Raw genomic sequence first — 21,603 nt, 5'->3', positions numbered from 1 at the left:
CTTATACACATTTTTTATTTAAATATTAATTTATCAGCTAAATTTACTATTTTTTCCTTTGAATAACAAGAGGATAACTTAGATAATTTGTAACGCATTTTTTCTAATTCCTTTGGATTAGAAATTAAATTATCTATTGCAAAATTTAACTCTAAAAGATTATCTACATATAAAGCATATCCATTGGAGGTTAAAAACTCTACATTTTGAGTTTCCTGCCCTGGTATGGCAAATGGAATTAATAACGGTAAATTTTTAGTTATTGCTTCAGTAACTGTAAGACCACCAGGTTTACTTATTATTAAATCTGAATATTCCATTAAAGAATCAACATCTCTTGAGAAACCAAGTATATGAAGTTTTTTATCTTTAATTGAATATTTATATTCTTTGAGTAGGTCTTCCCTTAATTTCTCATTTTTTCCGCATACAACTGTGATTCTAAGTTTATTTGAGTTATTTAATAATTCTTTCAAAACATAAGAAATATTTTTCAACCCCATGCTACCACTCATCAGCAAAATATTGAAATAGTCATCGTTTTTAGTTGCCTTTATATCAGATTTATTTTCTAAAAATTCATCTTTAACAGGAATTCCAAAAGTAAATATTCTTCTAGAATCTATTCCTCTTTTGGCTAAATCCTCTTTTGTATTTTCGCTTGCAGTAATATAAGCATCTATATTTTTATCTATATATGTTGAATGAGCCTTAAAATCAGTTACTATAACTATTACAGGTTTGTTTAAGCCTTTTCTTTTAAGCGATCCCATTATATTTACTGCAAATGGATGTGTAACTAATATTATATCAGGACTAATTGAATTAATTAGTTTAGATATTTTTCTTTTAGTAAAGCAAAAAACAAGAGATAAAAGTTTATTTGTAAAACCTGTATCAGTAAGTTTATATGCTAATCCATAAGTTTTTGGGAAAAAAGATGCTGATATTTCATAACCACTAATAAATAGCTTGGTTAATATTTTACTATTATTTTTTAAAAAATCATGGCGTATAACTTCATATCCAGAGTTTTCGAATGAACTAGATATTGAGTTTGCAGCTTGATTATGACCTTCCCCTGTAGAAGTTGTTAATATTAAAATTTTTTTCATGATTAAATAACACTCACTTTTCTAAATAACATAATATAATTAAGTTACGAGTTGAATTATATATTAATTCTGTAAAGATAAATAGTTAATTCAGATTTAAATAAAAAATTAAAAATATTTATTTAAATATAATTACAATTATATTATATTATAAAAATTGATGTAAAACATAAAAAAGTAAAATTCTAAGATAAAATTAAGAAATAAAAGAAAAAATGGGAAAGACTATGTCTTTCCCAGAATTTCTATTTGTTAAGATTAAATCTCTTATTGAATTTGTCAACTCTTCCGCCAACATCAATAATTTTTTGTTTACCAGTGAAGAATGGGTGGCATTTAGAGCATATTTCTACTTTTAGTTCATCTTTAACTGAACCAGTTGTAAAAGTATTTCCACATGCACACTTAACTACAGCTTCGTGGTTGTATTTTGGATGTATGCCTTCTCTCATATTTTTCACCTCTTTCGACTACTTAAATAACCATTTGAGTATATCATAGGTGCTTTATTGAGTCAAGGAATTACATAATAAAAATATCTTTGATTAGTTATTATATAAGATGCTATAATCTTAGTATATCTAATGAAAAGGAGACGTATTATGAGTAAATTATATTTTAGATATGGGGCTATGAATTCAGGAAAATCAACACATCTAATGCAGGTTGCTTATAACTATGAAGAAAGAGGAATGAATGTTGCATTAATTAAACCTTTTACGGATAAAAAGGGTGGAGAAAGATTAGTTTCAAGATTAGGTGTTGAAAGAAAAGTAGATTTAGTTATTTATGATGAAGATAATATATTAGAAAAGGTTGAAGAATATAAAGAAAAAAATAAAAAAATAGATTGCATATTAGTGGATGAAGTTCAATTTTTAAAATCAAAGCAAATAGACCAATTATTTGAGATAGCAGTTGTTTTAGATATACCTGTAATATGCTATGGTTTAAGAACTGACTTTAAAATGCAAGGATTTGAAGGAAGTATAAGATTATTGTTACTTGCTCATAGTATAGAGGAAATGAAAACAATATGTAAGTGTGGAAGAAAAGCTGTGTTGAATGGAAGAAAAATCAACGATAGATTTGTTTTTGAAGGCGAACAAATAGCTATAGATAATGTTGATAATGTTGAGTATGAATCTCTATGTGGACACTGCTATTTCAAATATAAGAATAATTTATAAATAGAAAGAGTGGTAAAATTGAGGAAATGTGAAGTTGGAGGCCAAGCGGTTATTGAAGGAGTCATGATGAGAGGAAGCAAGGGGCAAGCTACAGCTGTTAGAACTCCCAATAAGGAAATAAAAATAGATTTAAAAAAAATAGTTCCTATAACAAAAAAATATAAGTTTTTAAATATTCCATTTATTAGAGGAATATTTGTACTTGTTGATTCCCTTATTACAGGAATTAACACTTTGAATTATTCAGCAGAGTTTTTTGAAGATGAAGAGGAAAGTGAATCAAAATTTGAGCTTTGGCTAAAAAATAAATTCGGAGAGAAAAGCAATGATTTAATAATGGGAGCAACTATGCTTTTATCATTTACTATTGCTATAGGTTTATTTGTAGCTTTACCTACAGCAATTGCATCATTGTTTAGTTATTTCAATATTCCAGCTATAGCTTTAAATTTAATAGAAGCGATAATTAGAATTGCGATTTTACTTATCTATATGTACTCCATAAGTAAGATGGATGATATTTACAGAGTTTTTCAGTATCATGGAGCAGAGCATAAATCAATATTTTGTTATGAAGCGGAAGAGGAATTAACAGTAGAAAACGTAAAAAAATTTAGTAGGTTTCATCCAAGATGTGGGACTAACTTCCTATTTTTAATTATGTTTGTCAGTATTATAATTTTCAGCTTTACCGGTTGGGGTGGATTTTTCCAAAGGCTATTGCTTAGAATACTATTAATTCCAGTTGTATCAGGAATAACATATGAGTTAATTAAATGGCTTGGAAAAAGCAATAATAAATTATCGAAGGTAATAGCATACCCAGGATTAAAGCTTCAAGAGCTTACAACAAAGGAGCCAGATGACAATCAAATAGAAGTAGCTATTGCAGCTCTTATGAAAGCAGAAGGTCTTAAACCTAAAGAAAAAACAATAGGTGAATTGCTAGATATAGCTTCTAAAGAGTTAAAAGAAGTGAATATAGATACCTATATTTTAGATGTTCAATTATTATTAGGTACTGTTTTAGCAAAAGATAAGTTGTATATAATAACAAATAGAGATAAGAATGTTTCTATAAAAGATGAGAAGGAATATTTTGAATTAGTTGAAAAAAGAAAAAATAAAATGCCTATAAAATATATTTTAGGCGAAACAGAATTTATGGGATTAGATTTTAATGTAGAAGAAGGCGTCTTAATTCCAAGAGGAGATACAGAGATATTAGTTGAGGAATTACTATCAGTAATAAATGAAGAAGATGAACTAAATGTTTGTGATTTATGTTCTGGAAGTGGTGCAATTGGAATATCTCTTGCAAATTATAGAAAAAAAATAAATGTAGAAGAAATTGATTTTTATGAAGCCCCAGAAAAAATAACTAAAAAAAATATTATTAAGCATGGATTAGAGGATAGAGTCAAATTTATAAAAAGTGATTTACTAAAGGAGCCAATAAGTAAGGGGAAGAAGTATGATATAATAGCTTCAAACCCACCATATATAAAAGCAGATGAAATAAGCAATTTAATGGATGATGTAAAAAAATATGAGCCTCATACAGCACTAGATGGCGGAGATGATGGATTAGTATTTTATAAAAGAATAATAGAGGAAAGTAAAACTACATTAAATAATGAAGGAATACTAGCTTTTGAAATTGGTTATGATCAAGGGAAAGAAGTTAGTAATTTAATGAGGGAAGCTGGATTTTATAATATAAAATTGGTAAAAGACTTGGCAGGGTTAGACAGAGTTGTGCTGGGATACTTTAAATATTGATAAATTTCTATCTCTTGTGATATAATATGGAGATATTAAAAAATATAGTACGGAGTGATATTTATGTTATTAGATAAATTGGCTTTTATAGAAAATAAATACGATGAATTATCTGTTAAGATATCAGATCCTTCAATAATGGCTAACCAAAATGAATGGAGAAAGCTATGTAAGGAACATGCTGATTTAGAAGTTATAGTTACTGCATATAGAGAATATAGAACAGTTATAGATGATTTAGCAGCTAACAAAGAAATGTTAGCAGAAGAAAGTGATAAAGAAATGAGAGAAATGCTTTCAGAAGAAATCTCAGACTTAACGGCAAGAGAAGAAGAGTTAGAAAAGCATATCCAAATTCTTTTATTACCTAAAGATCCAAATGACGATAAGAACGTTTTTGTGGAAATAAGAGGTGGTGCAGGTGGAGATGAAGCCGCTCTATTTGCAGCGAATTTATTTAGAATGTATACAAGATATGCAGAAACACAAAGATGGTCAGTTGAATTAATGAGTGCTAATGAAACTGATATTGGCGGATTTAAAGAAGTAGTATTTATGATTAAGGGATCAGGAGCATATTCTAAACTAAAATATGAAAGTGGTGTACATAGAGTACAAAGAGTTCCTGATACAGAATCAAGTGGTAGAATTCATACATCTACAGCAACGGTAGCAGTTTTACCAGAAGTTGATGATGTTGAAATAGAAATAAACGAAAAAGATTTAAGAATAGATGTTTATAGATCTTCTGGTAATGGAGGACAGTGCGTTAATACAACAGATTCAGCAGTAAGAATTACACACTTACCAACAGGAGTTGTTGTTGCATGTCAAGATGAAAAATCACAATTAAAGAATAAAGAAAAAGCTATGAAGGTTTTAAGATCTAGATTATATGAAGCTGCAGAAGCAGAAAGAAATGCTGGTATAGCAGAAGATAGAAAGAGCCAAGTAGGTTCAGGGGATAGAAGTGAGAGAATAAGAACTTATAACTATCCTCAAGGAAGAGTTACAGATCATAGAATTGGATTAACACTTTATAAGTTAGAATCATATTTAAATGGTGATATAGAAGAAGTGATTAATGCGTTAATTACTGCTGATCAAGCTGAAAAAATGAAACAAATGGGTAATACAGACGCTATTTAATAAAAAAGCCTTACATTTTATAATGTGGGGCTTTTAAAGTAGGTGGGAAGAATGAAAATAAACAAAGCATTAAAAAAAGAAAAGAATCATCAAAGACAATTCTTTATATTAATGTTCATGCTATTTACAATACTTCCTTTAGTAGCTTTCTTAGCACAAATTAAACAAATATTTTTATGGATTTACTTAGTGACTATAGAAGGATTGATAGTAATATCATGTATAAATAAATTGAATTATCATAGATTAATATTTTACTGCAATAATAATAAACTTAAATTTAACAGTGGATTATTTTCAAAAGAATCAGTTATTTTATGTGATAAGGTAGCAGTTGTACATACAGATAAAACAAAGGAAGACATGGATATTATATTAATAGCTACTGTTAGATTTAGAAATAAATATTTAAAACCTGTAACAAAAGCTTTTATTAAGAGATATCCAGAAGCAGCAGAAGAATACATAAAAGTAAAAAGAATAAATCCAGAGGAAAATTACTATTTTCAAGTTATAAGAAAGGGTGCATTGAAAAAATATAACTTATTAGATGAGATATATAAAAGTTGTGTTAGAGCATCCTATACATCTTCAGCTATAGAAAATATAAAAATAGCAAGAGAACAAATAGAAATATAAAGAGAAGGAAGGTAGAACTTTTGGAAACAAAGGTAGCTATTATAAAAAATATTGATAAAGATATTAAATATTTAAAAGAAGCAGCTGACATTATATATAATGGAGGGGTTGTTGCATTTCCAACAGAGACAGTATATGGATTGGGCGCTAATGCGTTAAATGATGAGGCTGTAGAAAAAATATTTAATGCGAAAGGTAGACCCCAAGATAATCCATTAATAGTACATGTTTCTTCGAAAGATATAAGTGGTTTAGTCAAAGAAGTTCCTGAAATAGCACAAAGACTTATTGATAGATTTTGGCCAGGTCCATTGACTATAATTTTAAATAAGAAAGAAATAATTCCAAATAGAACTAGTGCCAATCTAGATACAATAGGTGTAAGGATGCCAAACAATAATATAGCATTAAAGCTTATAGAATTATCTGGATGTCCGATTGCGGCACCATCAGCCAATATATCAGGAAGGCCTAGTCCAACAGAAGTTGAGCGTTGTATTGAGGATTTAAATGGAAGAATAGATTATATAATTGGTGGAGAAAAAAGTAATGTTGGGGTTGAATCTACAATAGTAGATTGCACAGTTAATCCACCTATGGTTTTAAGACCAGGCGGAATAACGTTAGAAATGCTACAAGAGGTTTGTAAAGAGATAGAAATAGACAAAGCAATACAAGGAAAGCCAGATGAAAATTTGAAGCCTAAAGCGCCTGGTATGAAGTACAGACATTATGCTCCAAAGGCTAAATTAAAAATAATCAAGGGAAATAAGCAAAAAACTATTGAAAAAATTAATGAAATAGTACAAAATTATATAGAAAATCAAAAAGAGGTTGCAATACTATCTACAGATGAATTGTGTAGTTGTTTCAATAAAGGTAAAGTGATTTCTTTAGGAAGTGAAAAAAATCTATATGATGTAGCAAGAAATTTATTTGAATCACTTAGAGAATGTGATGATTTAAATGTTGATATTATATTATGTCAGGCTTTTGATGAAAAGGGAGTAGGCCTTGCTATAATGAATAGATTAAATAAAGCAGCAGGTTTTGATATATTAGAAGTATAATTAGGGAGGGAAGGGGGACACCTTTCCTTTTTTATTATATAAAATTTACAATTACAATAGTTAGGAGGTACATTCTTATGAAGATAGCAATAGGCTCAGATCATGGTGGAGTTGATTTAAAAGAAGAAATAAAAAATTATCTAATTACAGAAGGATATGAAGTGAAAGATTTTGGTACTAACTCTACTGAATCATGTGATTATCCTGATTATGCATTACCGGTGGCAGAAGCGGTAGTAGCAAAAGAGTTCGATTTTGGAATTTTAATATGTGGAACAGGTATAGGTATAGGTATCGCAGCAAACAAGGTACCTGGAGTTAGGGCAGCATTATGTTCTGATACTTTTAGTGCTCATGCAACAAGAGAACACAATGATGCTAATATATTAACTCTTGGTCAAAGGGTAGTTGGACCAGGTTTAGCATTAGATATAGTAAAAACATTCTTAAATACTGAGTTCCAAGGTGGAAGGCATCAAAATAGAATTGATAAAATAACAGAGATAGAGAAAAAATATTATGAACAATAAAAAATTAAAATGCTGTAGGAGGAATATAAATGAGTAAAGTAACACAAATAGATCACCCATTAATATTACACAAATTAGCTTTCATAAGAAGTAAGGACACTGGTTCAAAGGATTTCAGGGAATTAGTAGAAGAAGTTTCAATGCTTATGGCCTATGAAGTAACTAGAGATTTAAGCACTGAGGAGGTAGAAATAGAAACTCCAATTTGTAAAACAAAATGTAAGATGTTATCAGGTAAGAAAATGGCTATAGTACCTATATTAAGAGCTGGACTTGGTATGGTAGATGGTATGCTTAAGCTTATACCAGCGGCTAAAGTTGGTCATGTAGGATTATATAGAGATGAAGAAACTCTTCAACCAGTAGAATACTTCTGTAAGCTACCTCAAGATATAGCAGAGAGAGACGTAATAGTAGTAGATCCAATGTTAGCTACAGGAGGATCAGCAGCAGATGCTATAACGATGTTAAAGAAAAGAGGCGCTAAAAATTTAAGACTTATGTGCTTAATAAGCTCTCCAGAAGGTATTGAACTTGTTCAAAAAGCTCATCCTGATGTAGACATATATGTTGCTGGAATAGATGAAAAGTTAAATGAACATGGATACATAGTTCCTGGGCTTGGTGATGCAGGAGATAGATTATTTGGAACAAAATAATTTAATAAATAGAGGGTAGCTTATATATAAGCTACCCTCTATTTGCTGAATTATGGATTATCTTATAAAGCATAGTATTATTTGTTTATTTATATTTAAAAGTGTATAATTAGATAAACATTCCACTTATAAAGAATGTAGAATTAATTAGAATAAAGCCCTAAATATTTAGAAATAGTAATTATATAGTAGTGAAAGAATTAATTTTTAATTTTAATTAGGAGGAACCTAAAATGGATAAGAAAAAAATAATAACTATATTTGGTACTAGGCCTGAGGCGATAAAAATGGCTCCTTTAGTGAAAGAGTTAGAGAAAAGAGAAGGAATTGATTCAAAGGTTTGTGTAACAGCTCAACATAGAGAAATGTTAGATCAAGTTTTAGATTATTTTGATATAGAACCAGATTTTGACTTAAATATAATGAAGAATAAGCAAACTCTAACAGGAATAACTAATAGAGTTTTAGAAGGGTTAGAAGAAATATTTTTACAAGAAAAGCCAGATATGATTTTAGTTCATGGTGATACTACTACTACATTTTCAGGAGCTCTTGCAGCTTTTTATCAACAAATAAAAGTTGGGCATGTAGAAGCTGGGCTTAGAACATTTGATAAGTATTTTCCATTTCCAGAAGAAATGAATAGAAAGCTTACAGGAGCTTTAGCTGATTTACATTTTGCTCCTACTAAAAGTTCAAAATCAAACCTTTTAAGAGAAGGGGTGAATGAATCTGATATTTATATAACAGGAAATACAGTTATAGATGCAATGCTTCATACTGTAAAAGAAGACTATATATTTGAAAATGATATATTAAATAAAATAGATTTTGAAAATAAAAAAGTAATAATGATAACTGCACATAGAAGAGAAAATTGGGGAGAAGGAATAGATAATATCTGCGAAGCTCTGAATAAAATAGTAGATGAAAATGAAGATGTTGAACTTATATATCTAGTTCATTTAAATCCAGTAGTAAAAGATGTTGTTTATAGTAAATTAGGAAATAAAAAAAGAGTACATTTATTACCTCCATTAGATACTAAAGAAACGCATAATTTAATGAATAAATGTTTTATGGTAATGACGGATTCTGGTGGACTACAAGAGGAAGCTCCACACCTAGGAAAACCAGTGTTAGTTCTTAGAGATGTAACAGAAAGACCAGAAGCTGTTGAATATGGTACAGTAAAATTAGTCGGAACCGATATAGATAAGATAGTTCTAGAAGCTAATAATTTAATAAATAACAAAGATGCATATACAAAGATGAGTAAAGCAGCAAATCCATATGGTGATGGTCTAGCATCCAAAAGAATTGCAGATATAATAGAAAAATACTTTAATATAAGAACAGTGGAAATAGAAGAGTTTTTAAGATAAATAAAAAGATAAAATTTTGTGGTTGATTAAAAGGAATAAAGTGGTATAATTAAATTGTGTTAATTGTTTAACAAATTCGACAATTCTGATGATTGTATAGAGGGGGATTTGGAATATGAGAGAAGTTGTAATTGCAAGTGCAGTAAGAACTGCTATTGGTTCATTTGGAGGAGCTTTAAAAGATGTGTCAGCAGTAGATCTAGGTTCATTAGTAATAAAAGAAGCAGTAGCTAAAGCAGGTATAAAAGGCGAATTAGTGGAAGAAGTAGTAATGGGAAATGTAATTCAAGCTGGACTTGGACAAAATGTAGCAAGACAGGCTGCAGTAAAAGCAGGTTTACCAGTAGAAGTTCCAGCTATGACAATAAATAAGGTGTGTGGTTCAGGATTAAGGACAGTTGCCTTAGCTGCTCAAATGATAAAATCTGGAGATGTAGATATAGTTGTTGCTGGTGGAATGGAGAATATGTCTCAGGCGCCTTATTTATTAAAAACATCAAGATGGGGTCAAAGAATGGGTGATGGGAAAATGGTAGATTCCATGATTAATGATGCTCTATGGGATGCTTTTAATAATTATCATATGGGGGTAACAGCTGAAAATATAGCCAAGGAATGGAATTTATCAAGAGAGGAACAAGATAAATTTGCTTTAAATTCTCAGTTAAAAGCTGAAGCTGCTATTAAAGAAGGTAGATTTAAGGATGAGATAGTTCCAGTAGTTATACCTCAAAGAAAAGGTGAGCCAAAAATATTTGATACTGATGAATACCCAAGGTTTGGTGCTACACTTGAAGGAATGGCTAAATTAAAACCTGCATTTGTAAAAGATGGTACTGTAACAGCTGCCAATGCTTCAGGAATAAATGATGGGGCAGCAGCATTTGTAGTAATGAGTGCAGAGAAAGCTGAAGAATTAGGAATAACTCCATTAGCCAAAATAGTTTCTTATGGACAAAGAGGATTAGAGCCATCAATAATGGGATATGGTCCATTCCATGCGACTAAAAAAGCTTTGGAAGTAGCAAATCTTAAAATAGAGGATTTAGATTTAATAGAAGCTAATGAAGCATTTGCAGCTCAAAGTTTAGCTGTAGCAAAAGATTTAAACTTTGATATGAGCAAAGTTAATGTGAATGGAGGAGCTATAGCATTAGGTCATCCAGTTGGAGCATCTGGTGCTAGAATATTAGTTACATTACTTCACGAAATGCAAAAGAGAGATGCTAAAAAAGGTTTAGCAACTTTATGTATAGGTGGAGGAATGGGAACAGCACTTATAGTTGAAAGAAAATAATTGAATAAAAATATAAAAACTCTTGATATACCATCAAGAGTTTTTATATTTAAATGAATTATAATAATATTAATAGATAATAATATTATTACGAAGGGAAATATTAAATAAAATGTAGATTTACTAATAAAGAACTCATATAATAATCAATGTAGCCAGAAATAATATTATTAGAAACTTATAAATTAGTTACTTTGAATAAAAAAATGCAATTTATGAAAATTTATAAAAAAATTTAGAAAAAAATAATATAAAAAACAAAAAAATGAATAATTAAATAAATGTTTATTCATTTTTAAAAATAATAATAAATAGTTTGATATTAAAAAAAGTTATGAAATCTTGAATAAATCATTTAAAAGGAAAAATATGAAAAAATATTAAGTGGAAAATTCGTATGAAAATGATATCATTGACAAAAATCTATTTCAAAGATATTATAAAAATTCTGAAAAATGAATAATATTCCTTTAATATATACGTATGTGCAGAGAATGGAAAAAAAAGTGAAGTTACTTAAGTAAAATGAATATAGATTCATTTAACAATCAAATATAAAGATTAAATGAGTTAAATGAATTAAAATAAGATTTTCATTAATGTTTTCAGAGTACTATAATAACAAGAGTTAGTTAGGGGTGAGGATAAAATGAGTAGAGAAATGAATAGGTTAATATTTAAGTTGGTAAAATATGATTTAATAGCAGGATTCATTTTTGTACTTATAGTATCTCTTCTGATTGATTTAAAAGTGGCACTTATATTTCTTCTAGGGTTAATGATATCATTATTAAATACAATAGCTAGTGGATTAATTTTAGAATATTCTTTAAGTAACAATAAAAAAACATTATTAGCATTTAGTTATATTATAAGAATAGCTACTATCATTATTATAGCATTGCCATTTTTAAATAACTTAATACAACTAATGGCATATCTTATAGGATATTTATCACATTTTATTTTTATTGTATTCTATTCGATAAGAATAGGGAAAGGAAGTGATTAGGTGGAACCACTAGAACCGATGTGGTCTTATGCTATTGGACCTATAAAAATTGAAATAGTTCCTGAAGTGGTAATGCAGTGGATAACTATTGTTTTAATAGCTCTTATTGCTATATGGGCTACAAGGAATATGAAGCTTAGACCTAATAAAAAACAAGCTGTAGTGGAATATATATACACTATGCTAAAAAATGTAGTTACAGCAAATATGGGAGAAGAATTTTTAGACATTATTCCTTTTATAGGAAGTTTAGGAGTATTCTTATTATTCATGAATTTTACCGGATTAATAGGGCTACCTGTACCTACTAAAAACTTTAGTGTAACAGTAGCTTTAGCTTTAATAACTTTTTATATGGTACAGTTTTATACAATTCGAAAGTATGGTTTAAAAAGTTATTTTGGAGGATATACATTCCCCCTTGCTATAATTACACCAATAAATATACTAGAAAGAATAATGCTTCCTGTATCATTAGCACTAAGATTATTTGGTAATATACTTGCAGCTACATTCTTAGTAGAATTATGTTATGAAGCACTGCATCATATAGGTTTTATAGCGCAAATAGGAATACCTGTACCTTTACATGCGTATTTTGATATTTTTGATGGTGGTATTCAAACAGTAATTTTTGTAATGTTAACCATGATTAATATTAAAATGATAGCAGAACATTCAGGGCATGCAGAACATTAAATTTTAATTAAGTATTATATTAATTTATCAATTATATAATTATTATTTTGTTTTATTATAAAGGAGGATTTTATTATGGAAATATCAATGAGAGCATTAGGAGCAGCTATAGCTGTATTAGTAGGTATAGGAGCTGCTATTGGAATAGGAAATGCAACAGCTAAAGCTGTAGAAGGAATATCAAGACAACCAGAAGCAAGTGGTAAGATCACTACTGCATTAATGCTTGGATCAGCTTTCGCAGAAGCAACTGCTATTTATGGTTTATTAGTTTCAATCCTTTTAATATTCGTTGGAGTAAAATAGTGTTTTAGGGCTCCAGAAGGGAGGAAATAATATATGTTAATGGAAATAAACCCTAGTACCCTTATAGCTACTATAATTAACTTTATTATTCTTTTTGCAGTTCTAAAGTATTTCTTTTTCGATAAAGTTAAGGCTATTATTGATGAAAGGGAAAATCTTATCAATGAACAATTAGATAATGCTGAAGAAGAAGCTGAAAAGGCTAGAATGCTAGCTATAGAAAATGAAAGAATATTAAAAAATGCTAGAGAAGAAGGGAAGTTAATTACAGAAAGACATAAGCAAAAGGCTGAAAAGATATATGATGAGATAGTTGAAGAAGCTAATCAAGAAGCTAAAGTTATCTTAGAAAGAGCTAAAGTTGAAATAAATAGAGAAAAAGAAAAAGTAGAATATCAATTAAAGAAGGAAGCTATAGATTTAGCTATCGAACTTTCTAAAAAGGTTATAGAAAAGAATATAGATGAAGAAAAAAATAGAGAGTTAATCGGAGAATTTATAACTAAGGTAGGTAATTCATAATGTATGAATATTTAGACCGTAGATATGCATTAGCTCTATATGAAGTAGCAGAACAAAAAGGGAAAGTTCAACAGTATCTACAAGATTTACGAGAAATTTGTAACCTTATAGAAACGAATAAGGAATTCTACGAAGTAATTAAGCACCCTCAAATTAGTACTAAAAAGAAAAAAAGAACTTTTATTAATATTTTTAAGGGACATATAGACGAGGAATTATTATCATTTTTATTAATTCTTATAGAAAAAGATAGAATACTTTATTTAAAAGAAAAGCTTAAGGAAATGGAAAAAATAGATTTAGAGAAAAAAAATACTCTAAATGGTATAGTAAAAACTACAGTTCCTTTAAATGAAGAAGAATTCAATAATTTAATAAAAACATTAGAAGAAAAATATAACAAACACATTATATTAGAACAAATTATTGATGAAAGTATTCTTGGTGGAATATATGTAAGAGTTAATAATGATGTTATAGATGGAACAGTTAAATCTAAATTAGATGAACTAAGAGATTTAATGCTTAGAACAGAATAGAGGTGAAGGTATGAATATTAAGCCTGAAGAAATAACTTCCATAATTAAGAAAGAAATAGAAAGATACGAAAAAGAAATTAAGACAGTAGACTCAGGTACTATAATTCAAATTGGTGATGGTATCGCAAGAGTTTATGGATTAGACGATTGTATGGAAGGTGAATTATTAGAATTCCCTAACAATGTTTATGGTATGGCTCTAAATCTAGAGCAAGATAACGTAGGTTGTGTTCTTTTAGGATCAGAAGAAGGAATTAGAGAAGGCGATATAGTTAAAAGAACTAATAAAATTGTTGAAGTACCAGTAGGTGAAGCATTATTAGGAAGAGTAGTTAACTCACTAGGAGAACCTATAGATGGAAAAGGACCAATAAATAATTCTGGTTACAGAGCAATAGAAGTTTCGGCTCCTAGTATTATAGATAGAAGCTCTGTTAATGAACCTTTACAAACAGGAATAAAAGCAATAGACTCTATGATTCCAATTGGTAAAGGTCAAAGAGAACTTATAATTGGAGATAGACAAACTGGTAAGACAGCTATAGCTTTAGATACAATCTTAAACCAAAAAGGAAAAGATGTAATTTGTATATATGTTGCTATTGGACAAAAACAATCAACAGTTGCAAATATAGTTAATACTTTAGAAGAATTTGGTGCATTAGATTATTCAATAGTTGTAAGTGGTACAGCTTCTGAATCAGCTCCATTACAATATTTAGCACCTTATGCAGGATGCAGTATGGGTGAATATTTTATGCATCAAGGAAAAGATGTACTTATAATATATGATGATCTTTCTAAGCACGCAGTAGCTTATAGAACTATGTCATTATTACTTAGGAGACCACCAGGTAGAGAAGCTTATCCAGGAGATGTTTTCTATATCCATTCAAGACTTTTAGAAAGAGCTGCAAAACTTTCTAAGGAAAACGGAGGAGGATCATTGACAGCTCTTCCAATAATAGAAACATTGGCTGGAGACGTAACTGCATATATACCAACTAACGTTATATCAATAACAGATGGTCAAATATTCTTAGAATCTGATTTATTCCATTCAGGACAAAGACCAGCAGTTAACGCTGGTATATCAGTATCAAGAGTTGGTGGAAATGCCCAAATTAAAGCAATGAAACAAGTATCGGGAACTTTAAGACTTGAATTAGCTCAATATAGAGAGCTTGAATCTTTTGCTCAATTTGGTTCAGATTTAGATAAAGATTCTAAAAAGAGACTTGAAAAAGGTAAGAGATTAGTTGAAGTATTAAAACAAGATCAATATTCTCCTATGGCAGTAGAAAAGCAAATTGTAATTTTATATGCAATAGTAAAAGATTTTCTATCAGATGTTAAAGTGAGTGATGTTAGAAGATTTGAGAGAGAACTTTTAGAATATATGGATACTCATAATAGAGAATTATTAAAGAAAATAGTAGATGAGAAATCATTGACAGATGATATAAAGGCAGAATTAGAAAACTCTATTGTAGAGTTTAAGAAATTATTCTTACAAGATGCATAGCTTAAATAGCTATGCACTTCTTTAGGAGGTGGAAATTTGGGATCAGCAGGACTTATAGAAATAAAAAGAAGAATAAAGTCGGTTGAAAGTACAAGAAAGATAACAAAAGCTATGAATCTTGTAGCCACTTCTAAACTTAGAAAAGCAAGGAAAGAGCTTAATGATAATGAAGAATACTATAAATTATGTGAAGAGATATTAATTAATTTAATGTCAGCATTACCAGAAGACTATGAAAGTTCTTTCTTTAAGAAAGCTTCTAAAGATTTAGATAAACTATATATTGTTATAGCTTCTGATACGGGTCTTTGTGGAGGCTTCAATGGAAATATAGCTAGTAGCATGAATGAGATGATCAAGGATAAAGGATCAGCTAGAATAGTTGTTGCAGGAAGTAAGGGAATTTCTTACATGAAGAAATATGGATTTGATACAGTTAGAGAATATGTAGAAATTCCAGATATACCTACAATAAGAGAAGTAAGAGCTATATACGATGATGCTTTATATATGTTTAAAACTGGAGAAATAGGTGAAGTTAATATAGTTTTCACAGAATTTAAATCACCTATAAAGCAAGAAGTAAAAATAGAAAGACTATTTCCAATAGATATAGAAAATAAAAAGTCAGAACAATTCTTAATTGAACCTAGTTTAGAAGAGGTTTTAAATTCAAGTTTAGATGTATATTTTAAGAGTAAATTAAGAAGAGCTATGTTGCATTCAAAAGTTAGCGAGCAAAATGCTAGAATGACGGCCATGGATGGAGCAACACAAAATGCTAATGATATATTACAATCCTTAAATCTTAAGTATAATAGAATCAGACAAGGAATGATAACACAAGAGATATCAGAGATTGTAGGAGGCGCAGAAGCTCAAAAATAGCAAGGAGGTATTACTATGCCTGAAAAAGTAGGAAAAGTAGTTCAAGTAATTGGACCAGTAGTAGATATAAAATTTGATTCAGATGCTTTACCTAATATCTATAATGAAATTAGAATAGATATGGGTGATAAACTACTAATAGTGGAAGTTGAACAGCACATGGGAGATGACATTGTTAGAACAATAGCTATGGAATCTACTGATGGATTAAAAAGAGGAATGAAAGCTACTGATATGGGAAGATGTATATCTGTTCCAGTTGGTAGAGAAGTATTAGGAAGAGTATTTAATGTTCTTGGTCATCCTATTGATAATGCTGGAGATGTAGAGATTAAAGAAATGTATCCAATTCATAGACCAGCACCAAGCTTTAAGGAGCAGGCTTTAGAACCACAAATGTTTGAGACTGGAATAAAAGTTATAGATTTATTAGCTCCTTATCAAAAAGGTGGAAAGATAGGATTATTTGGAGGAGCAGGTGTTGGTAAGACAGTTCTTATACAAGAATTAATAAATAACATAGCAAAAGAACACGGAGGTCTTTCTGTATTCACAGGGGTTGGTGAAAGATCAAGAGAAGGTAATGATCTATATTATGAAATGAAAGAGTCAGGAGTTATAGATAAGACTGCTTTAGTATTTGGACAAATGAACGAATCACCAGGAGCGAGAATGAGGGTTTCATTAACAGGGCTAACTATGGCTGAATATTTTAGAGATAAGGGTCAAGACGTTCTTCTATTTATAGATAATATATTTAGATTTACTCAAGCAGGATCAGAAGTTTCTGCTTTATTAGGAAGAATTCCTTCAGCGGTTGGATATCAACCAACTCTTGCAACTGAAATGGGAGCACTTCAAGAAAGAATAACATCAACAAAAAATGGATCAATCACATCTGTTCAAGCAGTATATGTTCCAGCTGATGACCTTACAGACCCAGCTCCAGCTACAACATTTACTCACCTTGATGCAACAACTGTTTTATCAAGAAGCATTGCTGAGCTTGGAATATATCCAGCTGTAGATCCTTTAGAATCAAACTCAAGAATATTAGATCCAAGAGTAGTAGGAAAAGAACACTATGATATAGCTACAGAAGTAAAGAATATTCTAGAAAGATATAAAGAATTACAAGATATAATTGCAATTCTAGGAGTAGATGAATTATCAGATGAAGATAAAAAAGTTGTTGCTAGAGCAAGAAGAGTTCAAAGATTCTTATCACAACCATTTACAGTAGCTGAACAATTTACAGGTATGCAAGGAAGATATGTGCCAGTAAAAGAAACTGTAAGAGGATTCAAGGAAATTTTAGAAGGTAAACACGATGATCTACCAGAATCAGCTTTCTTATTTGTAGGATCTATAGAAGAAGCTATAGAAAAAGCTAAGACCTTAAGATAGGGGATGGAATTATGAGTAAAACTTTTGAAGTAAGTATAATCTCCCCAGGAAAAGAACCATTAAAATTAGAAGTTGAAAGTTTAATTACTTCAACTAAAGATGGTGAAATTGAATTCAAAGCAAATCATGCTCCTATAATATTAAGTACTATACCAACTACTACATTGATAATCAATGGGAATAAGAAAGAAAAAATATTTACATCATCAGGAATAATATATTTAAAAAATAATGAATTAAAATTCTGTTGTGATGCTGTAGAGAGAGAATCTGATATAGATGTAGATAGAGCAGGAAAGTCAAAGGAAAGAGCGGAAAAAAGATTAAAAGAAGGCAAAAATATAGATATTGAAAGAGCTAGAAGAGCATTGGCGAGAGCTAATGCAAGGATTGGTACTATAAGTATGTATCATTAGCTTTAAATAGAGGGATAAAAGATAATTTCTTTTATCCCTCTATTTTTATGATCAATTTCCATTTGTATAAATAGTGACAATTAATCACAAATTTCAACTAAATCTATATATTATATTATAGCTATTAATTTTGAATAAAAAAAAATAAACTGGACAATAATTAAATAGAAAGGTAGGGGGATATTGTGAAGAATATTATGAAATTAATGTTTGTTATAAGCTTATCTTTATTAATTATTGGTGCAGTTCCAATTAAATCTGAGTTATTCTCAGATAATTTTGATTTTATGGAAACTGAATTTATAGAAACAAGTGATTTTATTCAAAATGGTATCAAGGTAGAATATAGTATAAGCCAACCTATTAATAAAGAGTTTTCTTTACTTAAAGAGAACTTTAAAAAAAGTTTTGGAGAAAATGTACAATCTAATGAAAATATAATTGTTTATAAAGATTCAATTAAAGAAATAAAGGCAATATTATGGAGTAATAATGAAAATACTAAAGTTCAAATTAGTTATATAAATAATGATAAAAATGCTAATACTTTTCAATTAAAGAAAGAAATAAAACAAATACAAAATATTGCAGCAAAAAATATAAAATATTTTAATTTTATAAAGGTAAAAATAATAGAAGATCAAAAGCAGAATCTTTTAGATATACTAAAGAACAATATAGATATGGAAACTCTGGAAGTATTAAATATTCATAATGGTTCAGTAGGAAAAGCAGAGCTATACGATGGAAGTAAAATTAATATGGGTTTTACTAAATATGATACAGGAGAATATTTAATTATTGGAACACCAGTGATATTCGTAACATACTAACAATTCATTATGGAGGACAATATGGAAAAAATTATAGTTGAAGGTGGTAATAAACTAAGTGGTGAAGTGAATATTAGTTTAGCTAAAAATTCTGTTTTACCAATAATAGTTGCAAGTATTTTAAGTCAAAATGATATAATTATTCAAAATGCGCCTATGTTAGAAGATGTAGTGGTTTTAACCGATTTATTATCTGGAATGAATTGTCGGATTTATAATGAATCAAATGGCAATCTTAAAATAAACACTTCTAATATTAAAGTAACAGATATGAATAGTGAACTAATAAGAAAAATGAGAGCATCATTCTTAATTATGGGTCCTACGTTAGCTAGATTTGGAAGATGTAAAATATCAATGCCAGGAGGCTGTAATATAGGGAGTAGACCTATTGATTTGCATTTAAAGGGCTTTAAACTTTTAGGTGCAGATATTGAAATGGGACATGGTTTTGTGGAAGCTAAAGCAAAGAAACTTAAAGGAAATAGAATATATTTAGATTTTCCATCCGTTGGTGCAACTGAAAATATATTGATGGCATCTGTTTTAGCAGAAGGGACAACGATTATTGAAAATGCAGCTGAAGAACCAGAAATATGGGATTTAGCAAACTTTCTGAATTCAATGGGAGCAAAAGTTCACGGAGCTGGAATGGGGAAAATAACAGTAGAAGGTGTCAAAGAATTAAAAGGAGTAACTTATAAACCAATATATGACAGAGTTGAAGCAGGAACATTTATGGTAGCAGCAGCTATAACAAATAGTAAGATAACTATAAATGGAGCCAATGAAGAACAATTAAGACCCACTATAGAAAAGTTAAAAGAATGTGGGGTAAAATTTGAGAATATAAGAGAGGATGTTATCCTAGTTGATGGAACCGGAAAAAAGAGCCCTGTTGATATAAAAACATTGCCTTATCCTGGATTCCCTACAGATATGCAAGCACAAATGATGACATTATTTGCTGTGACAAAAGGATCAAGTATTATAACAGAAACTGTATTTGAAAATAGATTTATGCATGTTGCTGAGTTAGTAAGAATGGGCGCTAGCATAAAGATAGATGGAAGAACTGCAATAATAGAAGGTGTTGAATCGCTAACTGGCTGTGAGGTGAAAGCTACAGATTTAAGAGCTGGAGCAGCTATGATACTAGCAGGACTAGTGGCACAAGGTGAAACTGAAATTAGTGACATATATCACATCGATAGAGGTTATGTGAATATAGAGGAGAAATTTAGAGGATTAGGAGCTAATATATATAGGGTTGACAGATAAATATATTTTAATTGCTATATTCGCCTAAATAAAGAACTTAGAATTGAATCTAGGTTCTTTATTTTTATATATTACTTAAAGCAACTTAACATAAAAAATAAAAAATAAAGTATACTTAATAAATTTTCACATATATTAAATTGTATTTATTTAATTTAGGAGGTTATGTTATTGAAAAATAAATTAAATTCAATAGAAGGATTGGTATCTCTTATTTTTTTTAGCGCTCTAGTTTTAATATCTATGATTGTAATTCCAATGCTTGTAATTAAGTCTTCTCCAGTCAGTGCACTTGAAGAAAAGCAAGTAGATAATACTAATGTAAATAATAAAGTGGAAGAAGTTAACTTTGTAACTTTAGCTGGAAATGATGTTATAAAAGTTCATTTAACAAAGGAGGACAAAATAATAGAAGTTCCTTTAGAAGAATATGTAAAGAGTGTAGTATCAGGTGAAATGCCAGCTAGCTTTGAATTAGAAGCTTTAAAATCACAGGCTATAGCAGCAAGGACATATGTAGCTGCAAAAAGAGCTAGACCTTGTAATGAAGCTAAAGGAGGAGATGTATGTGATACTACTCATTGTCAAGTATATATAACTAAAGAAAGTAGATTAGAAAAATGGGGAGATAAAGGAAATGAATACTGGGCGAAAGTATCAGAAGCTGTTGATGCAACAAAAGGTATGGTTTTAACATATGATAATGAATTAGTACAATATCCACAATTTTTCTCTACAAGTTCAGGAATGACAGAAAATGCTGTAGATGTATTTTCAAGTAATGTTCCTTATTTAGTATCTACAGAAAGTAAAGGAGAAGAAATAGCACCTAAATTTACAAGTGAGTTCCCATTTGATATATCTAAATTTGTAAGTGATATTAATTCGAAATATAAAGATGCAAAAATAAGTGAGGGAAGTTTACAAAATGACATAGAAATCTTAAGTAGAAGTGAAGCTGGTGGGGTAAAGGAAATAAGATTTGGAGGAGTAAAAGTTAAAGGGTCAGATTTTAGGCTAGCATTTGGATTAAGTTCAACTAACTTTCAATTTAGTATAAGTGGTAATCAGATAATATTTAATTGCAAAGGATACGGTCATGGTGTTGGTATGAGTCAATGGGGAGCAAATGTTATGGCGAGAGATGGAAAGGGATATGAGGAGATATTAAAGCATTACTACACTGGGATTGAATTAAAAGAGTTGAAATTTAATTAATTATTATTTATTTATTTAAAAGTAAGAGGCGTGTAGATAACCTGATTCCTTAAAACATAAATATATTATACGGGAGTAAGATATAAGGCTATATGAAGTAGCGATATATCTTACTCCTTTTTTATTTTAAGATAATAAAAT

General features: G+C 29.5%; 23 protein-coding genes. 21 read left to right on the top strand and 2 right to left on the bottom strand.

Annotation, left to right across the window (positions count from 1 at the left end):
* Positions 1-14 precede the first annotated feature (14 nt).
* Together I2A75_RS01950 and rpmE are read right to left on the bottom strand one after the other, a co-directional pair.
* Entirely contained in the window at positions 15-1,115 is a 1,101-nt protein-coding gene (locus I2A75_RS01950; RefSeq protein ID WP_195262773.1) for a glycosyltransferase, read from the bottom strand.
* A 245-nt stretch (positions 1,116-1,360) separates the two neighbouring features.
* A complete protein-coding gene (gene rpmE / locus I2A75_RS01945; protein WP_008676589.1) occupies positions 1,361-1,567 on the bottom strand; it encodes a 50S ribosomal protein L31 in 207 nt (68 codons plus the stop codon).
* A 150-nt stretch (positions 1,568-1,717) separates the two neighbouring features.
* Between rpmE and I2A75_RS01940 the strand changes: the two genes are divergently transcribed.
* From I2A75_RS01940 to spoIID, 21 genes are all read left to right on the top strand, one after another.
* Entirely contained in the window at positions 1,718-2,305 is a 588-nt protein-coding gene (locus I2A75_RS01940) for a thymidine kinase (RefSeq protein ID WP_195262772.1), read from the top strand.
* 18 nt (positions 2,306-2,323) lie between these two features.
* Complete coding sequence (prmC, locus tag I2A75_RS01935; protein ID WP_195262771.1) at positions 2,324-4,087, top strand: peptide chain release factor N(5)-glutamine methyltransferase; 1,764 nt, start codon at positions 2,324-2,326, stop codon at positions 4,085-4,087.
* Between the two features lie 63 nt (positions 4,088-4,150).
* Complete coding sequence (gene prfA, locus I2A75_RS01930) at positions 4,151-5,236, top strand: peptide chain release factor 1 (protein WP_195262770.1); 1,086 nt, start codon at positions 4,151-4,153, stop codon at positions 5,234-5,236.
* Positions 5,237-5,287: 51 nt separating this feature from the next.
* A complete protein-coding gene (locus tag I2A75_RS01925; RefSeq protein ID WP_195262769.1) occupies positions 5,288-5,875 on the top strand; it encodes a hypothetical protein in 588 nt (195 codons plus the stop codon).
* Between the two features lie 20 nt (positions 5,876-5,895).
* A complete protein-coding gene (locus tag I2A75_RS01920; protein WP_195262768.1) occupies positions 5,896-6,945 on the top strand; it encodes an L-threonylcarbamoyladenylate synthase in 1,050 nt (349 codons plus the stop codon).
* Between the two features lie 77 nt (positions 6,946-7,022).
* On the top strand, positions 7,023-7,475 hold the full coding sequence (gene rpiB / locus I2A75_RS01915; protein WP_195262767.1) for a ribose 5-phosphate isomerase B: 453 nt from the start codon (positions 7,023-7,025) through the stop codon (positions 7,473-7,475).
* Between the two features lie 29 nt (positions 7,476-7,504).
* Positions 7,505-8,134 carry a uracil phosphoribosyltransferase gene (gene upp, locus I2A75_RS01910; protein ID WP_195262766.1) on the top strand — a complete coding sequence of 210 codons (630 nt, stop codon included), beginning with the start codon at positions 7,505-7,507 and terminating at the stop codon, positions 8,132-8,134.
* A gap of 233 nt (positions 8,135-8,367) precedes the next feature.
* Positions 8,368-9,519 (top strand): UDP-N-acetylglucosamine 2-epimerase (non-hydrolyzing), encoded by a 1,152-nt coding sequence (gene wecB, locus I2A75_RS01905; protein ID WP_195262765.1) that lies wholly within the window; start codon positions 8,368-8,370, stop codon positions 9,517-9,519.
* Positions 9,520-9,634: 115 nt separating this feature from the next.
* Positions 9,635-10,816 (top strand): acetyl-CoA C-acetyltransferase, encoded by a 1,182-nt coding sequence (locus I2A75_RS01900; protein WP_195262764.1) that lies wholly within the window; start codon positions 9,635-9,637, stop codon positions 10,814-10,816.
* A gap of 649 nt (positions 10,817-11,465) precedes the next feature.
* Entirely contained in the window at positions 11,466-11,828 is a 363-nt protein-coding gene (locus tag I2A75_RS01895) for an ATP synthase subunit I (protein WP_195262763.1), read from the top strand.
* Entirely contained in the window at positions 11,829-12,527 is a 699-nt protein-coding gene (locus tag I2A75_RS01890) for a F0F1 ATP synthase subunit A (protein WP_195262762.1), read from the top strand.
* A gap of 75 nt (positions 12,528-12,602) precedes the next feature.
* Positions 12,603-12,833: an ATP synthase F0 subunit C gene (atpE, locus tag I2A75_RS01885; protein ID WP_008676605.1), complete on the top strand. Its 231-nt coding sequence runs from the start codon at positions 12,603-12,605 to the stop codon at positions 12,831-12,833.
* A 39-nt stretch (positions 12,834-12,872) separates the two neighbouring features.
* On the top strand, positions 12,873-13,355 hold the full coding sequence (locus I2A75_RS01880; protein WP_195262796.1) for a F0F1 ATP synthase subunit B: 483 nt from the start codon (positions 12,873-12,875) through the stop codon (positions 13,353-13,355).
* Complete coding sequence (locus I2A75_RS01875) at positions 13,355-13,894, top strand: F0F1 ATP synthase subunit delta (RefSeq protein WP_195262761.1); 540 nt, start codon at positions 13,355-13,357, stop codon at positions 13,892-13,894. The genes I2A75_RS01880 and I2A75_RS01875 overlap by 1 nt, the downstream gene beginning before the upstream one ends.
* 10 nt (positions 13,895-13,904) lie before the next feature.
* Entirely contained in the window at positions 13,905-15,419 is a 1,515-nt protein-coding gene (gene atpA / locus I2A75_RS01870) for a F0F1 ATP synthase subunit alpha (RefSeq protein ID WP_195262760.1), read from the top strand.
* 36 nt (positions 15,420-15,455) lie between these two features.
* Entirely contained in the window at positions 15,456-16,307 is an 852-nt protein-coding gene (gene atpG / locus I2A75_RS01865; RefSeq protein WP_195262759.1) for an ATP synthase F1 subunit gamma, read from the top strand.
* A gap of 15 nt (positions 16,308-16,322) precedes the next feature.
* Complete coding sequence (gene atpD, locus I2A75_RS01860; protein ID WP_195262758.1) at positions 16,323-17,714, top strand: F0F1 ATP synthase subunit beta; 1,392 nt, start codon at positions 16,323-16,325, stop codon at positions 17,712-17,714.
* A gap of 11 nt (positions 17,715-17,725) precedes the next feature.
* Positions 17,726-18,130: an ATP synthase delta/epsilon chain alpha-helix domain-containing protein gene (locus tag I2A75_RS01855; RefSeq protein WP_195262757.1), complete on the top strand. Its 405-nt coding sequence runs from the start codon at positions 17,726-17,728 to the stop codon at positions 18,128-18,130.
* Positions 18,131-18,315: 185 nt separating this feature from the next.
* Positions 18,316-18,963, top strand: coding sequence for a hypothetical protein (locus tag I2A75_RS01850; RefSeq protein WP_195262756.1), 648 nt, complete (start codon positions 18,316-18,318; stop codon positions 18,961-18,963).
* Between the two features lie 21 nt (positions 18,964-18,984).
* Positions 18,985-20,244, top strand: a complete 1,260-nt coding sequence (murA, locus tag I2A75_RS01845; protein ID WP_195262755.1) for a UDP-N-acetylglucosamine 1-carboxyvinyltransferase — start codon at positions 18,985-18,987, stop codon at positions 20,242-20,244.
* Positions 20,245-20,415: 171 nt separating this feature from the next.
* The gene (gene spoIID / locus I2A75_RS01840) at positions 20,416-21,462 is read left to right on the top strand and encodes a stage II sporulation protein D (RefSeq protein WP_195262754.1); all 1,047 of its coding nucleotides are present in this window, start codon (positions 20,416-20,418) and stop codon (positions 21,460-21,462) included.
* Positions 21,463-21,603: the final 141 nt, after the last annotated feature.

Source organism: Clostridium sp. 1001275B_160808_H3 (assembly GCF_015550425.1).
Lineage (GTDB): Bacteria > Bacillota > Clostridia > Clostridiales > Clostridiaceae > Clostridium.
This window is presented reverse-complemented; position numbering and strand designations above follow the sequence as displayed.